This window comes from Blautia sp. OF03-13, from assembly GCF_003460685.1.
In the GTDB taxonomy this organism is placed as follows: Bacteria; Bacillota; Clostridia; order Lachnospirales; family Lachnospiraceae; genus Fusicatenibacter; species Fusicatenibacter saccharivorans.
The window spans coordinates 146,017-162,462 of record NZ_QTVR01000007.1 but is presented as its reverse complement, the minus strand read 5'-3'; the positions used below and the strand labels follow the sequence as shown (position 1 = coordinate 162,462).

Annotated in this window: 14 protein-coding genes; 5 read left to right on the top strand and 9 right to left on the bottom strand. The window is 49.5% G+C overall.

The features are described from left to right. Positions 1–14: 14 nt before the first annotated feature. Both DXA55_RS07390 and DXA55_RS07385 read left to right on the top strand, forming a co-directional pair. A complete protein-coding gene (locus DXA55_RS07390; RefSeq protein WP_055265648.1) occupies positions 15–1,061 on the top strand; it encodes a nucleoside hydrolase in 1,047 nt (348 codons plus the stop codon). Further along, a complete protein-coding gene (locus tag DXA55_RS07385; RefSeq protein ID WP_022463255.1) occupies positions 1,058–1,669 on the top strand; it encodes an ECF transporter S component in 612 nt (203 codons plus the stop codon). Before DXA55_RS07390 ends, DXA55_RS07385 begins: the two co-directional genes overlap by 4 nt. A 152-nt stretch (positions 1,670–1,821) precedes the next feature. Here DXA55_RS07385 and DXA55_RS07380 read toward each other — a convergent pair whose 3' ends face one another. Beyond that, entirely contained in the window at positions 1,822–3,831 is a 2,010-nt protein-coding gene (locus DXA55_RS07380) for a glycoside hydrolase family 127 protein (RefSeq protein WP_055265696.1), read from the bottom strand. A gap of 189 nt (positions 3,832–4,020) precedes the next feature. On the opposite strand from DXA55_RS07380, the gene DXA55_RS07375 reads away from it, so the two are divergent. Further along, positions 4,021–4,953: an AraC family transcriptional regulator gene (locus tag DXA55_RS07375; protein WP_117813542.1), complete on the top strand. Its 933-nt coding sequence runs from the start codon at positions 4,021–4,023 to the stop codon at positions 4,951–4,953. A 362-nt stretch (positions 4,954–5,315) separates the two neighbouring features. Here DXA55_RS07375 and DXA55_RS07370 read toward each other — a convergent pair whose 3' ends face one another. After that, positions 5,316–8,414: a hypothetical protein gene (locus DXA55_RS07370; RefSeq protein WP_117813540.1), complete on the bottom strand. Its 3,099-nt coding sequence runs from the start codon at positions 8,412–8,414 to the stop codon at positions 5,316–5,318. A 351-nt stretch (positions 8,415–8,765) separates the two neighbouring features. On the opposite strand from DXA55_RS07370, the gene DXA55_RS07365 reads away from it, so the two are divergent. After that, positions 8,766–9,458, top strand: coding sequence for a TetR/AcrR family transcriptional regulator (locus DXA55_RS07365; protein WP_022463250.1), 693 nt, complete (start codon positions 8,766–8,768; stop codon positions 9,456–9,458). Positions 9,459–9,518: 60 nt separating this feature from the next. Here the strand turns inward: DXA55_RS07365 and DXA55_RS07360 are convergent, their stop codons facing one another. Beyond that, positions 9,519–10,295, bottom strand: coding sequence for an SGNH/GDSL hydrolase family protein (locus DXA55_RS07360; protein ID WP_022463249.1), 777 nt, complete (start codon positions 10,293–10,295; stop codon positions 9,519–9,521). A 284-nt stretch (positions 10,296–10,579) separates the two neighbouring features. Here DXA55_RS07360 and DXA55_RS07355 point away from each other — a divergent pair, with 284 nt between their 5' ends. Further along, positions 10,580–11,500, top strand: coding sequence for an aldo/keto reductase (locus tag DXA55_RS07355; protein ID WP_117813538.1), 921 nt, complete (start codon positions 10,580–10,582; stop codon positions 11,498–11,500). Positions 11,501–11,666: 166 nt separating this feature from the next. On the opposite strand, the gene DXA55_RS07350 is transcribed toward DXA55_RS07355, so the two are convergent. The 6 genes from DXA55_RS07350 to rpmG all read right to left on the bottom strand — a co-directional run bounded on the left by DXA55_RS07350 (position 11,667) and on the right by rpmG (position 16,160). Continuing rightward, a complete protein-coding gene (locus DXA55_RS07350; protein ID WP_330415154.1) occupies positions 11,667–13,706 on the bottom strand; it encodes a glycoside hydrolase family 31 protein in 2,040 nt (679 codons plus the stop codon). Between the two features lie 274 nt (positions 13,707–13,980). Beyond that, positions 13,981–14,673, bottom strand: coding sequence for a 50S ribosomal protein L1 (gene rplA, locus DXA55_RS07345; protein WP_022463246.1), 693 nt, complete (start codon positions 14,671–14,673; stop codon positions 13,981–13,983). 79 nt (positions 14,674–14,752) lie between these two features. After that, a complete protein-coding gene (gene rplK / locus DXA55_RS07340) occupies positions 14,753–15,178 on the bottom strand; it encodes a 50S ribosomal protein L11 (RefSeq protein ID WP_022463245.1) in 426 nt (141 codons plus the stop codon). A 72-nt stretch (positions 15,179–15,250) separates the two neighbouring features. After that, complete coding sequence (nusG, locus tag DXA55_RS07335; protein WP_022463244.1) at positions 15,251–15,772, bottom strand: transcription termination/antitermination protein NusG; 522 nt, start codon at positions 15,770–15,772, stop codon at positions 15,251–15,253. Positions 15,773–15,788: 16 nt separating this feature from the next. Beyond that, positions 15,789–15,989, bottom strand: coding sequence for a preprotein translocase subunit SecE (gene secE, locus DXA55_RS07330; RefSeq protein ID WP_022463243.1), 201 nt, complete (start codon positions 15,987–15,989; stop codon positions 15,789–15,791). A 21-nt stretch (positions 15,990–16,010) separates the two neighbouring features. Beyond that, positions 16,011–16,160: a 50S ribosomal protein L33 gene (gene rpmG, locus DXA55_RS07325; RefSeq protein ID WP_055219257.1), complete on the bottom strand. Its 150-nt coding sequence runs from the start codon at positions 16,158–16,160 to the stop codon at positions 16,011–16,013. Between the last annotated feature and the right edge of the window lie 286 nt (positions 16,161–16,446).

Sequence of the window (16,446 nt, the reverse complement as noted above, 5' to 3'; positions counted from 1 at the left end):
AAGGAGATTGGAAAATGAATGCAAGAAAACTGATCATCGACTGTGATCCGGGCATCGACGATTCTCTCGCCCTGATGCTTGCCGCGGCTTCGAAAGAGCTGGATCTTGTCGGCATCACCACAGTCAGCGGAAATGTACCCGCTTCTATGGGCGCTAAAAATGCCCTCAAAATTCTTTCTATGATTGGAAAACCAGATGTCCCGGTTTATGTCGGCGAGGAGACGCCTCTGGTCCGCGACTACGTGGACGCGATGGACACCCACGGCATGGACGGTCTCGGCGAATCGGGCTGGCCGGATGCCGAAGGCCTTACGCCAAACAAGGACGCTGTTTCTTTCCTGATCGAAACCTTAAAAGCAACCCCTGATGTTACCATTCTTGCCCTCGGACCGATGACGAACCTTGCAAAAGTCATCTCCCGCGCACCGGAGTGCCTGACAAACCTGACGGCTCTTGTCTCCATGGGCGGAAGCTATAAGAGCCATGGAAACTGCTCCCCGGTTGCCGAGTACAATTACTGGTGCGACCCGGATGCCGCAGCCGAAGTATTCCGCGCGTTTTCCGAGCTGCCGCAGCTTGCAGGCAAAAAGCTTCATATGATCGGGCTGGATGTCACACGAAAAATTGTCCTGACGCCGAATCTTGTGGAATATATGAAATGCGTAAATCCAGGAGTCGGAACCCGCATTGAGGAGCTGACGCGCTTCTACTTTGATTTCCACTGGAAACAGGAAAAGGTCATCGGATGCGTGATCAACGATCCGCTTGCGGCCGCTTATCTTGTGGATCCGTCGCTCTGCAGCGGTTTTGATGCGTATACGCAGGTAGAAACCGGAGGCCTCTGCATCGGACAGACGGTTGTGGATGCCATGAATTTTTATCAGAAAGCACCGAACAGCCACATTCTGACGCAGGTCGATGTGCGCCGTTTCTTCCTGATGTTCTTTGAGCGCGTTCTCGGCGTGCCGCAGGAGGAATCCGCACCGGTTCTCGACCAGATTCTCACCGCACCGCCGGTCTTCCCACATGAGACGATGTTTCAGAAAGGAGGCGAGGCATGATGAATACTAACCGTACGTTAAAACTCACGACACTCGCGCTCTGCGGTGTCATCAATATTCTCGGCGGTACCATTGCTCTGCTGCTGCGTCTTCCGGTTTATCTGGACTCCATCGGAACAGTTCTGGCAGCCGCTCTGTTCGGACCTGCTGCAGGCCTCGTTCCGGGACTGATCTCCGGACTCATTTCCGGCATGACGAGTGATGTCTATGCGTTTTACTATATTCCGGTGCAGCTTGTCATCGGTCTCGTTGCCGGCCTTGTATTCCGCAGACTCCGCCCGTCCCATACGGCAGGATCCCGCAGCGAGAGTCTTTCTCTCCGCTCCATGGGCTGGAAGCTGTTTCCGGCAGCGCTTGTAATCTCACTTCCGGGTACTGTGGTAAGTTCCACAATCACCGCGGTTGTTTTCGGTGGAATTACTTCCTCCGGCTCCACTGTGCTGGTGCAGCTGCTTCACAGCCTCGGTATGAATCTGACTCTCTCTGTCTGCGTTGTACAGGCCATGACAGACTTTGTGGATCGAATGATTGTCCTTGCGGTCGTCCTCGTGATTCTGCCCGCCGTTTCTTCTGCTTTCGGCAGTCTTTCTATGAGAAGCAGAAAATAATCTGTACCAATAGCACAAAGAATCCTGCAAAAAATTCACTTTCTTTTTTGCAGGATTCTCATATTTTGACATAACAAGAACTCCGGAAAAAAGGGGAGGCTACATCAGGAGCCATCCCTTTTCCGGAATTTTTTATTTCTTCTTTAATAAAATCATTCACATGCGCGGATCCATACCTGCATTTCACCCTCACCTCGGTTGTTCCACATATAATATGGAATCAGCTTCAGTTTCGTCTTTTCCTCTTCCTCTTTCTGATACAGATGATACAACGGCTGTTTTTCCGCATCGCCCAGCTTCATGCGACGTCCCTCGGCCGTTACGCGCACAAAGTGCTCGCCCAGCTCATCGGCTGCTTCTGCGGTTTTTTCACCATTCACACAGAGTTTTGTCAAATGCAGATTCTTTCCGTTGTCTGCTTCTTCCATACAGTAAACAACCGGTCCTCGTTTTACGGCAACACGGCCGGCGTCCTCGCGTACAAGCGGATTGGATGCCAAAAACTGGATTTCCATCGGGAAGTTCAGGCGGATCGTCTCACCCTTCGCCCATACTTTTGTCACATACAGATACCCGTCTTTTTCTTCCACTTCTGCGCCTTTTGGAATCTCTTTTTCATAAGAAGCACACCATCCCGGGATGCGGAATGCAAAGGTGTACGGCTCTTTGGTATCGCTCTCGCAGGTCACGGAAACATGGCCGTCCCACGGGAATTCGGAAGTGATGGATGCTTTTACTTTTTCTCCTTCCGCTGTTCCACCCATGTACAAGTGGACAAACAGGGTTGTGTCGTTTTCCGTGTATGCGTAAGATGCAACTGAGCTTACCGTTCTTGCCAGGTTCGGAGGGCAGCAGGCACAGCCGAACCATTTCTGACGGATCGGTTTTACATGGAATTTCCGCTCATCCTTGTGACATGCCTCCGGCAGTACCTCCAGCGGATTGACATAGAAGAAGCTCTTTCCGTCGAGCGCCATTCCGGAGAGAACGCCATTGTAGAGGGCTAATTCCATCACATCCGCGTACTCTGCTTTTGCCTGAATCTCCAGCATGCGGCGAGCAAAGAACACAAGACCGATGGATGCACAGGTCTCTGCGTAAGCGGTATCGTTTGGCAGGTCATAGTTGAAAGAGAATGCCTCTCCTATATGAGTGGCACCGATTCCGCCGGTGACGTACATTTTCTGATGCACCATGTTGTTCCAGAGAGTTTCACAGGCTTTCAGCAGGCTCTCATCCTGCGTTGCCCTTGCCACATCCGCCATGCCGGAATAGAGATATACGGCGCGTACGGAGTGCCCCTGCACCTCATCCTGCTGACGCACCGGGCGGTTTGCCTGATTGTAGCTATATCGTTCCTCGCCCTCCGGGCAGGTCAGACCGCGCTCGATATCGTAATAGTATGGTTTTGTTCCGCGTTCATCGATGAAGTATTTTGCAAGATCAAGATACTTCTGCTCGCCGGTCAGATCATAGAGACGCATCAGAGCCATCTCTGCAATTTCGTGACCCGGATAACCTGCTTTTTTACCCTCGCCGTGACCGAGTTTGCTGGCAATAAAATCCGCGAAACGCTCCGCTGCTTTTAAGAGACGGTCTTTTCCGGTCGCCTGATAATAGGCCACGGCGCCTTCCGTCAGATGACCGAAGCAGTACAGCTCATGGTTGTCCTTAAGGTTTGTAAAAATCATATCCTGATCGTTGATCAGATAGTAGGTATCGAGGTATCCGTCTTCTCTCTGTGCTGCGCAGACAGCTTCAATTGCTTCATCTGCCGTTTTTTCCAGCTCCGGATCGGGATGCTGTGTCAGGGAGTACGCAACTGCCTCCACCCATTTGGTAAAATCGGTATCCTGGAACAGGAAGCCATAAAATCTTCCGTCCATTTTGCCATCCTTCGGCAGTGTCTCAAAAGTATCCAGCGGATATTTGATCTGAACAAATTTGTCTCCTTTTGCTTTCCGCTCTTTTTCAACTTCACCGGCGCGGCGGTAGTTCCGCATACAGAAGCTCGGTGCTGCTCCCGGAACATTGTCATTTAAGGCATTCCACTGATACGGAATTACTTCGGTGCGGACAAGCTCCATCTCTTTTTTCCAGAATGCATCGGTAACCTGGACTTTTGCCAGGGATAATGGTTTGCTGAAGTTTTTCTGATCCATTTTTTCGGTCTCCTTTTTCGTTGTCTTCCGCCGCCTCCTGGTTTGAAAAAGATATTTTCCTTGCTTTCAGATATGGGAAGCGTTACACTTCTTTTGACGGCTGTTTTTCTGTTTTTCTATAGTTTTATTTTAGCAAAACGGACCGCCGTTTAAAATACAAGAATGTTTGAAAAGGTTTGAAAAAGTCATATGATCTCTGTTTTATTTCCAGATGCCGCCTGTTTTACCTACGACCTCTGCGGCAAATTCCAGTCCCCGTCCCCGGAGTGGATGCACCTGACACGGAATCTCGTCAATTTTGAACTGATGGTTGTGACGGAAGGAACGCTTTTTATCGCGGACGAACGCCGCTCTTACGAGGTTCACCCCGGCGAATATCTTCTTTTGCCGCCGACCGTCCATCAGCACGGCTCGAAAAAAGGAAGCTGCGCTTTCTACTGGCTCCATTTTATCCCTGGTATCCCCTCCGCACCGATCATCGCTCCTTCTGACCCGACCGCCGGATCGGTTCTGGATGAGTTTCATGCTGCACCGCCATCCTCCTACCGCCTTGAGGACCTCGCTCCCGCCCAGCTTCCATCCAACTACCCCGAAACGTTATGCATCCCGCGCCAGGGAACGCTTTCGTCCCCGAACCGCGTCATCATCCTCATGAAGCAGCTCCAGGACACTTCCCTGCGTTTCCACAACACGTTCCTCAACAACAGCCTGACTGCCGCTGTTCTCGGCGAAATCAACTGTCAGAGTCCCTTCTACCGCACCTACACTTCCGAAACGCAGCGGACGCAGATCCTGCAGGACATCATCAGCTACATCCAGTACCACAGCAGCGAGTCCCTCAAAGTCACCGAACTCGCCCGTTATTTCGGCTACAACGACAAATACCTCTCCTCCCTCTTCCACGAGGGCACCGGGATGACGTTAAAACAATTCATCCTGAAATCCAAAATGGACAGCGCTATGGCCGAGCTGACGGACACAAATCACACGGTCTCTCAGATTGCCTATAACGTTGGATTTCAGGATGCGCATAATTTTTCCACGGCTTTCCGAAAACTCACCGGGATGACGCCGGGACAGTACCGGAAGAGTTATGGGAACCGGAAACTTTCTTTTGAATAGGACGGGAGGATACGACCCCCAGGCACCGCGGGGGGCGGACGCTCCGCTGCGCCTGGGGACCCATCTACGTTTTGGCGAACGGAAGTGATTTACTCAATGGATGGATTCACTTATTCTTTAGAAATTTACTGTTTCTTTTAGAAAATAGACATACTTTGCTCACATTTCTTCCCTATACTATAACTTAGATAGTTGATGAACCACTCAAAACTATCTCCCCCCTCATTATGAAAGAGCAGCCCGCATATCCGCGGGCTGTTCTTATTTTTTGTCTTTTTGCACCCCACGTAACGTAAATGCCGCCTGCGGTCGGGGAAAACATCCCGACCGCAGGCGGCCTCACAATCTACCGTGGAATCACATTACTCTTCCGCAGCTTCAATTGCTGCAGTCTCGATAATAAATTTCACGCTTCCATCCATTCCATTTGCCTTACCACTGTAAGAAGTATAAGCGCATTTATCCGAATTCAGCGCCTGAATCCGATCCAGTACATCTCCCAGATCATCCTCAAAGGTACTCTTCAGCTTGCTGGTACCCTCTTCTTCAAACTTCTTCGTACCGTCAGCCAGTTCTTTCGCCCCATCGGACAGCTCGTCAATACCATCAACAACCTTGCTGCTTCCCGATTTCAGATCAGAAGCTCCGCTTGCCAGAGAAGAAGTTCCATTTGCCAGTGTAGAAGCTCCGCTCGCCAGCGTAGATGCTCCGCTTGCCAGCGTAGAAGCTCCGCTGTTCAGTTCAGAAGCTCCGCTTGCCAGGGAAGAAGTTCCGTTTGCCAGTGTGGAGGCTCCGCTTGCCAGCTGGGATGCTCCGCTTGCTACCTGAGAAGCACCGCTTCTTAAGCTTCCGCTGTTTGCAGAAAGTTTTGCAGATCCATCGCTTAACTGGCTTCCCAGCTGTCCAAGACCTGCGGTCAGCTGTGTCGTGCCGCCCTGCAGAGTCGTAACACCCTCAACCAGAGCCGGTGCATTTGCTTTCAGCTGGCTTGCGCCGGAAAGCAGCGTATCATTGTAAGCACTCAGCTGAGTGAATCCTGCGTTCAGTGCATTGATGCCTGCTGTTGCTTTTGCAAAACTCTCATTTGTGCTACTGTACAGCTGGCTCACACCTGCGGACAGAGTACCGATGCCCTTGTACAGAGCGCTTCCGCCTGCATCAAGCTGTGCCACACCTGCGGTCAGTTTCTGCATTGCACCAAGATTCTGCTCAACAACTGCTTTATTATCGGTGATGGTCTGCATCTGTTTCTGCATGGTCTCAAGCTGCGGCATCAGAGCTGCAACCGTCTTCTGCAGATCACTGTACTGGCTCTTGATGTCGCTCATCTTCTGCTGCATTGCTGCAAGACCGGAGAGATCCGGGCGCTCGATTTCGAAGTTCAGTTCCGGAAGAGTAATCTGCGGAGCTGTAACCGGAGTAACCGAAACGGTTCCTGCTGAAGCGGAAACGCTGACACTTCCGATCTGATTTCTTGCTTTACTTAAGGAATCGGCAAGCTCTGTATTTCCGGCGCTCTTAGCTGCGGAAATCTGTGCATCCAGTGTAGCCGCTGCTGCGGAGAGCTGATCATTTGCCTGTTTTGCTGCATCGGCGGATGCCTGGCTTGCTGCTGCATCAGCTGCGCTCTGTGCTGCTGCTGTTGCTTCCTGGTTCAGCTGTGCTGCTGCTCCGTCTGCCCATGCCTGAACCTGTGCTGCCATCTGGGTTCCCATCTGCGTTGCCTGATTCGTGATCTGTGCCTCCAGACCGCTTAAGTAGCTCTCAAGTCCTTTGGACAGCGTATCCATCTGGCTCATCAGCTCGTTGCCGTTTGTCATCATGCTGTTGACAGATCCTGCGATTGTGGTGTTCAGAACCTCGGAGAGTGCCTCGGTCTCGGAGATCAGGGTAGAACCGGTGCTGGTCATGCCGTCTACCATCGTCAGAAGGCTCTGTACATCGGTGCTCTGCAGCTGCTCGTTCAAACTGGTCAGTCCTTCGGAGAGCTGTTTTGCTCCTGCTAAAATATCATTCTCATCTTTTCCGTCGAGTGCTGCGTTCAGTGTTGCGATTGCACTGTTTACCTCGGTCAGGCCGTCTGCCAGAGGCTGAAGCTTCTCAGCGCCTGCTGCAAGCTGTTTCTCACCTGCTACATAAGAAGCAACGCCGTCGGACAGCTGTGTTGTTCCGTCGGTGTACTGTTTTACGCCTGCAACGACTTTATTCACACCGTTTACATACTCGGTTACGCTTCCAGTCAGCACACCGTTCTTTCCAAGATACGTCTGGATTGCTTTATTCAAGGCATCAGCGCCCTCGGTGTAGGAGTTTACGCCGCTTGCCAGGGAAGAAGCTCCGCTGCTTAAGGTGGATGCTCCGTTGGACAGGGTAGCTGCTCCGCTGTTTAAGGTAGAAGCTCCGCTGTTCAGAGTAGAAGTTCCGTTTGCCAGAGTCGATGCTCCGCTTGCCAGTGTGCCGGCTCCGCCTGCCAGTGTGCCGGCTCCGCTGTTCAGCTCGTCAGCGCCGCCTTTTAACGTTCCGATACCGTCATCCAGCTCTTTGTAGCTGTCTTTTAAAGTATCCACACCATCGGAGAGTGCCTTGGAACCGTCAACCAGTTCCATTGCAGCATCCTCAAGATCACTCAGTGCATCCTTCAGGTCATCGTATCCGGTGATGTTGTCGGTATCGATGGTGTCGAGAACATCGTCAAGTGCAACGGTGAAGGTAGAATCCAGAGAGAAGTTCTCCACATCTGCAGTGATCTCCAGGCTTTCCGGCAGTTCGAAATCGCTGTCACCGGATACCAGATCTTCAAGGGAATCGGAATTTAATCCCAGGCTTTCCTGCAGGCCCGGCATACCAAATCCGATTACGATGTTTCTGCTTCCATCGGAAATGACTTTACCATTGTCGATCTTGACATTGGAGAAAGTATCCTGCGGAAGAATCATTCCGGTCATCAGGACGAATGGGGTGTACATCGTCTCTTTCTTGCCGTTGATGTCAACCGTTGTCTTTGTGTTGTTTGTATAGTCAACTTTGATTTTCAGTTTTCCGCTCTTTCCGGCCAGGTCATCCGGTTTGATTTCCTTGCCGTCCAGATAATAGGTGAACTTCACGGAAACCGGAGGCTCTTTTGTGGTTGTTCCCTGATAATAGATATCCTCGCCGTCTGTCTGCCAGGTCAGCTTGTTTCCGCTCTGGGTGAACTCCTCGTCGCCCTTTACGTTTTTGATGTCCTTCAGTTCACTCTCATCTTGCAGGTTCTTTTCCGTTCCTGCGTTCTTCAGCCAGTTGGATACGGTAATCTGATCTTCCGATCCGTCTGCATTTGCATTTACATATACGGTTTCTTCTTTGGAAACCGCTGCGTCCTCTCCTGTCGCTGCATAAACCGGAGCAGCTCCCATAACAGCAGCCATACCAACAGCAAGACCAGACATCATCTGTTTTCTCAGTTTTCTGTTTCTATTCATTGTGATAAACTTCCTTTCTGTGGTTTTTATAATGGTTTTTTATGATGAAATCCAGGATCATAAGAGAAGTAAAACCCGCTCGGAGTAAGATACTGCGGGATACTGTTTCCCTCAGATCGAGGATGTTTTTCCTATGCCTTTCAATCATCTAATGTTATAACGCAAAAATGACTCTTAGTCAACATTAAATACTGCACAAAATTGACGATCGGTCATTTTTTTCTTCGTGCATAGTCACAAAAATGAGAAAATTAGTCATTTTCCCTTTGACAGTTTCCATGTATGATACCTATAATTATAGACAGGATAATGACACACGCTTTTGATATCTTTCAGGAAAGGAGACTCTCTGTGGGAAAAATTGATAATAACAAACAAATGAAACGTGAGTCCCTTCTGGACTCTGCTTTCTCGCTCTTTATCGACAACGGCTTTAATAAAACCTCTATTTCGGACATCGTGAACAACGCCGGCGTTGCAAAGGGCACTTTCTATCTTTATTTCAAAGATAAATACGATATTCGAAATCATCTGATTGCGCACAAGGCAAGCCAGATATTCCAGGCAGCCTATGCGGATCTGCTGCGCCATCCGGACATCCAGGATTTTGAGGAGCAGGTGCTTTTCATCACCGACAATATCCTCGATCAGTTTGCTGCCAACCACAGCCTTGTGACGCTGATCTCCAAGCACTTAAGCTGGGGGTTCTTCAAAAATTCGCTTACATTTTCTCCGTTCAGTGACGCACCTGCTATCTACACAATTTACGAATCGCTGCTCTCTCACGCGGCATATACGTACCGCTCACCGGAGCTGATGTTCTATATGATTCTGGAACTCGTAAGCGGCACAAGCTACAATGCCATCCTGTATCAGCAGCCAATCCCGCTTGAGGACTTAAAGCCGGAGCTCTACGACGCCATCCGCGGCATTTTCAAACAGTTCCGGATCCGTAAAAAACGGAACGTAACAGAAAGTACGGAAAAAACAATTTCGTCAGCACAGCAGCCTGATCATCCGGCTCCATTAAGGGCAGCGCAATAAAAAAATACTTTCGCGGAATCTTCCAACCAAAGAAACCACGAAAGTATTTTTTTGTCTTTTTTATGATACCTGCGTTTCCAGATATTCGGCAATCCGCTGCTCCATCACCGGGACGAGCCACTCAGCGTAGCCGGCCTTCATCGGATGGATCGGATCCTGGAGATACAGTTTCCGTTTTTCCGGCGAAATGCTGTTGATCCGTTCGTCATTCCAGAAATCAATCACGCCGATCTGCCATTTTTCCTGAATTTTCAGAAGTGCTTCCACCATCTTTGCGTACGTATCGGAATCATACTGTGGGTTAGTGTAGAACATGACCCGGCAGTGCCACGTTTCTTTTGCATACGCAATGATGTACTCGATCGCACCGCAGACGGTTTTGACATCGAAGCTGTCCAGATCACGGGATTCCGAAATTTCGCCGAGCGGGCTGTTGCGCGTTGCATCGTTCGTGGAAAGCTGGCAGATAAACAGATCCACCTGACGCTCCGGGTCGAGATTGTCGCGCATGCGCTCGATGTAGGAATCCTCACAGTTATCAATCAGTGTTGTTCCATTGACCGCTTCTTTGATGCAGATACAGCTGTCTTTTTTCGCTATGTACTCCGCGAACGCATTGTTGTGGGCCGCAAATCCCTTCGTCACGGAAGATCCCAAGAAGACAACCGTCTTTCCTTTTAACGGACTCGTCTTTTTAAACGGGATCCGGGAAACATCGTACCGGACGGAGTTTCCTTTTTTGAAGTAACCAGTTTTCTTATTCATTCTATATACGCCGCCGGCAGCTAAGGCTGCGCCTCCTGCTGCCAGGATTCCGGCTATGATTTTTGCATCCATGGGTAAACCTCCATTATCTGAGTCAGTACAGATTTACAGATCCTTTCGGATCTTTTTTCGAATACCCCTATCTTACATCATTTTTTCGAAAATGCAAGTAAACTTTGTTGTCGATTTTGTTCCGATTTTGTTAACAAAGTTCGGCTTTTCTGTGTTTTGGTCGAATCCGCAGCGGTTCTGGCGAAAGCTTTCACCACTTTTTCCCAAAAAAGATTGACTCTCAAGTGTACTTGAGTGGTATAGTGAGAGTAAGATTTTATTTTATCACAAAGGAGAATTCTGTCATGAAAGAAACGGTTTTAGGCAGTCATCTGAGAAAAGTTCCTTCGATTGCAGTCGGATGCATGCGGCTTTCCGAAAAATCGAAAGACGAGATGAATCATTTCATCCATTCCGCGCTGGAACAGGGCGCATATTTCTTTGATCATGCTGATATTTACGGCAGCGGTATGAGTGAAACAGTTTTCGGTGATGCATTTGCCTCCGATCCTTCCCTGCACCGCGAGGATGTTCTGATCCAGTCCAAATGCGGCATCCGCCAGGGCTGCTATGATCTGTCGAAAGAGCACATTCTGGAATCGGTGGACGGTATTTTAAAACGGCTACAGACCGATTATCTCGATCTTCTGCTGCTCCACCGCCCGGACGCCCTCGTAGAGCCAGAAGAAGTTGCAGCAGCGTTTGATGTTCTGTTTGAGAGCGGAAAGGTCCGCCATTTCGGTGTTTCCAACCACAAGCCGATGCAGATTGCGCTTCTGCAGAAGTATGTCCGCCAGCCGCTCGTTGTCAATCAGGTACAGTTCAGCATTCCGGTTTCCAATCTTGTTGCAAATGGCATGGAAGTTAATATGGAGACACCGGGCTCGGTTGACCACGACGGAAGTCTGCTCGACTACTGCCGGCTCCATGATATTACGCTTCAGGCGTGGTCGCCATTCCAGATGCCGTCATGGAAGGGATGCTTCCTTGGAAGTGACGAGTATCCGGAGCTGAACCAGAAAATCCGCGTGCTGGCCGAAAAATACGGTGTCAGTGATACCACGATTGCAGCGGCGTGGATTCTGCGCCATCCGGCGAATATGCAGCTCGTCACCGGTACGGCAAGCGAAAACCGCCTGAAAGAGATTATCGCGGCATGCAATATTACGCTGACGCGGGAAGAATGGTATGAGCTGTATCTGGCGGCAGGCCATCCGCTTCCGTAAGTTTTTCTGTCCGCCTGCCCGTATGCGGAACAAAGCTAAAATCCGTTTTTCGGATCCGTGATTGATTTATAACATCGGAAAAGCATTCCTTTGGATCTTATCGATCTCCCGGAATGCTTTTCCCTTTTTCCTTTTCTTTTTTCATGCAGCTATCTGCAATCCGCATTTACTGCCTGCCCATAACCAAACAACTGCTCTGTGATTTATCAGATCTCTCCCACCAGATATCCCTGTTTTCCGTCGCGCAGGAAGATCGGCAGTGTTTCGATCGGCGCCTCGATTTCGTAGGCTTTTCCGCCTCATAAACATCACCGGTATTTGCCAGCGTCCAGGACGCACCGGCCGGCAGATAAACGGTACGGCTCGTTGCTTTTGCCCGGACAATCGGTGCTACAAGGATGTCGGAGCCGAACATGTAAGCATCGGAGATGTCCCAGCATGCTGCATCTTCCGGGAACTCATAGAACATCGTTCTCATGACCGGTGTTCCTTTTTCGTGTGCTTCTGCCATCAGGCTTCTCGTGTAATCGCGCATTTTTTCGCGGACACCAATGAATTTTGTCAGGATTTCATAATTTTTCTCTCCGAAGCTCCATACCTCGTTGTCAGCTCCGGTTCCCTCACGCACTTCGCCAGCCTTGTTGATGATCTCTTCTCTTGGTCCCCGGTTTCCGTGAATACGCATAACCGGGCAGAAGGTGCCAAACTGGAACCAACGCACAAGCAGCTCCTGGAAGTCCGGATCTTCAGTCACACCGCCGTGGAATCCGCCGATATCGGTTGTCCACCACGGAATGCCGCACAATCCCATATGAAGGCCTGCGCAGATCTGTTTGCGGAAGTCCTCGTAGGTTGAGAAAATATCGCCGGACCACACAAGGGCTCCGTATTTCTGGCTTCCGAGCCATGCGCAGCGGACGAGGTTGACGATATCCTCCTGGCCGCTCTCTTTCTGGCCCTCGTAGAACATACGGGAATACTCTCTTGGATAAATATTTCCGATCTCTTCCACCGGGCCTGCGGCGTAGCGGTAGCACTCGTACTCATAGGTTGAAAACTCCGGTTCAGCCTCATCGAGCCAGAAGGTGCGGATGCCGAGATCTGCATAATTTTTCTTTACTTTCTCCCATACATACTTTCTTGTTCTCGGATTTGTTGCATCCAGGAAGACATTATTTCCATGGAACAGCATCTGTACATCAACACCTGCGTTGCTCTTCACGAGGAGTCCCTGCTGTTTCATTTCTTCGTAATTCTCGCTTCTCCAGTCGATCTGCGGCCAGATGGAAACCATCGTCTCGATGCCCATCTCATGCAGCTCGTCGATCATTGCTTTCGGATCCGGGAAATATTCTTCATCAAAACGATAATCACCGCATCTTGGCCAGTGATAGTAGTCGATGACAAAGACATCCAGCGGAATGCCGCGTTTTTTGTACTCGCGTGCCACATTCAGTACCTGCTCCTGGTTGTAGTAGCGCAGCTTGCACTGCCAGAAGCCAAGGCCGTACTCCGGCATCATCGGAACCTTACCAATGGCGTCTGCAAAGTGCTCTTCAATTTCCGCCGGGGTATCGCCTGCGGTTACCCAGTAGTCGAGCTGCTTTGTGGTGCGTGCCAGCCATTCCGTTGTGTTTGTTCCGAAATGAACCTCACCGACTGCTGCATTGTGCCACAGGAAGCCGTAGCCAAGGCTCGATACATAAAACGGAATGCTCGCCTGCGAATTGCGGTGCGCCAGTTCCAGGTTGCATCCCTTCAGGTTCATTCGCTCCTGCTGATACTGTCCCATACCGTAAATCTTCTCATCCGGGTTGGAATCGAAGGATACTTTCAGCTGATAAGCGCCGCCCTTCAATGCACGGTAATCGTGTGCGCGCAGGCAGAGTGCTCCGCCGTTCGCGATCTCGGAGAGCAGCACCTCGCCCTTCTGATTCAGGAACGTAATCCGAAGCTTCTGTCCCCACGGCTGAAGCTCGAGAATCGCCTGGATTTTACCGTTTTTAATCGTCGCTTTCAGTTCATCCACCAGCTCAATTTCCGCTTCCACCGGTTCCGGATCAAGCAGTGCAATGCTTCCCTCTTCTATCTCCGAAAGAAGCGTACCTCTCACCCGAAGACTGTCCTTCTGCCACGGCTCCACCCGGACCGTCTCCCCATCCTGCCGGAAAATCAGCGCATTTCCCTGTTTTTCAAAATACTGCATAAAAACCTCCCTTTCCAGAACCCGCCGTTCCAAACGCATGCATGGGCTCTGCTCTTTTCGTTTATTTTCTACTTAGCATTATACTAACATTTCCGGCAGAATACTTGATCTTAATTTTCATGTTCTAACACTATTTTGATCTTTTTCAATTATTTCCCATTGAAATAAAGCTCTTTCTTAAGGAATCGGAATTCGCCTTTCCCCTGCGTCCGTTTTTCAACGCAAAGAACCCCCGGAGCCATTACAGCCCCGGGGGTTCTCAGTATTTCATTTATTATGCAAGCTTCAAAGTATTAACCTTAACTCCAGGTCCCATAGTAGGAGCCAGAGTAACGCTCTTCAGGTACTGTCCCTTCAGAGTAGCCGGTTTTGCTTTGTTGATTGCACCGATCAGCGTCTGGAAGTTGTCGCTTAACTGCTCCTCAGTAAAAGAAGCTTTTCCGATTGGCACGTGGATAATGTTTGTTTTGTCAAGACGATACTCAATCTTACCTGCTTTGATCTCTTTAACGGCTTTGGTAACATCCATAGTTACGGTACCAGCCTTCGGGTTTGGCATTAAACCTTTCGGTCCAAGTACACGGCCCAGACGACCAACAACACCCATCATATCCGGTGTGGCAACAACAACGTCGTAATCAAACCAGCCATCGTTCTGGATTCTCGGGATCAGCTCCTCAGCTCCAACGAACTCTGCACCTGCTGCAACAGCCTCATCAGCTTTTGCGCCTTTGGCGAAAACAAGGACACGAACCTGTTTTCCGGTACCGTGCGGCAGAACAACTGCTCCACGGATCTGCTGGTCTGCGTGACGTCCGTCACAACCAGTTTTGATGTGAACTTCGATTGTCTCGTCAAATTTAGCAGTAGCTAATTTCTTAACTGTGGAAATAGCATCTGCCGGATCGTACTGAATGCTACGATCAACTGCTTTTGCAGCCTCTAAATATTTCTTACCATGTTTCATTGTCTAATAACCTCCTGGTGGTAGTTGCGGGAATCTCCCTCCCACGTCAATACGAGAAGATGTAAACTCTTCTTCTAAATTAGTCCTCTACAACGATACCCATACTTCTTGCGGTACCTGCGATCATGCTCATAGCTGCCTCAACAGTTGCTGCATTCAGGTCTGGCATCTTCATCTCTGCGATCTCACGAACTTTGTCCTTAGAGATAGTAGCAACTTTCGTTTTGTTCGGAACGCCGGAACCAGATTTCAGGTTGCAGGCTTTCTTAAGCAGAACTGCTGCCGGAGGAGTTTTGGTTATGAAGCTGAAACTTCTGTCTGCATATACAGTGATAACTACAGGGATGATCAGGTCTCCCTTATCTGCTGTTCTTGCGTTGAACTCTTTGGTAAACTGTACGATGTTTACTCCGTGCTGTCCAAGTGCAGGTCCAACCGGTGGTGCTGGTGTTGCTTTACCAGCAGGAATCTGTAATTTGATATATCCTGTAACTTTCTTTGCCATTTTACGGCACCTCCTAAATAAATGTGGTAATTGCGGGAATTTCCCTCCCACGAAACGCCCCTGGGGCATTTCTTACATCTTCTTGACTTCTGCGAAACTTATTTCTACCGGCGTTTCGCGGCCGAACAGCTCAACATTGATGGTAACCATCTGTTTTGTATCGTTGATACTCTGAATCAGTCCGGTTGTATCCTTCCATGCGCCGCCTGTTACAACGACTGCATCGCCGACTTCAAGGTCAAGCTCAACCTTTTCCTCACCACCGGTGATTCCAAGGTTCACCATTTCCTCATCCGTAAGCGGTACCGGCTTGGATCCCGGTCCTACGAAGCCCGTAACACCTCTGGTATTGCGGACAACATACCAGGTATCGTCGTTCATGATCATGTTGATCAGAACGTAGCCCGGAAACAATTTCCGGAGTACCTGTTTCTTGGTTCCGTTCTTGACTTCAACAACTTCTTCCATAGGAACACGTACTTCCAAAATCTGATCCTCAAGATGACGGTTCTCAATTGTTTTCTCAATATTGGCTTTTACTTTGTTTTCATAGCCCGAATAGGTGTGGACTACATACCAGTTTACTTCTGACATTCTGACACCTTTATCCTTATTTGATCAATAAATTGACGAACTCGATTACAGCGCTGTCAACCAGGGTGATTAACCCGCAGGTTACTGCAGAGATCGCTACGACTGCAACGGTCTGCTTGCCCAGCGTTTTGTTGTCAACCCAGATGATTTTTCTGAACTCTGCTTTCAAGCCCTTGAACCAGCTCTTTTTGGATGCTTTTTTTTCAGTTTCTGCCATTGGATCACCTCTTACCAAAGATTATTTGGTTTCTTTGTGCATTGTGTGCTTTTTGCAGAATCTGCAGTACTTCTTTGTCTCCATTCTCTCAGGATGGTTCTTTTTCTCTTTTGTCATGTTGTAATTACGCTGTTTGCATTCAGTACATGCCAATGTGATTTTTACGCGCACGACTTCCACCTCCACTGTGTATTTGCGTTATCGCTTGTGATCCTTGCGGATCAGCGGCGGTCTCTTCATTTCTGCCCTGTTTTTGCTGCTCGTACTTCAGCAATTTCAGGCATAAAAAAAAGACCTTCTTCCATGTCGCTGGTTTATTGTAGCACAGGAACTGCCTGTTGTCAACAAAATTCACCAAAGTACGCTGAGATTTTTTATCAGGATCGTATCGTTCACCGGTGTCCGGCGAACTGTAACACCCTGTTTGTTCGAGGCGGTTCCGGACAGGAAATGATTC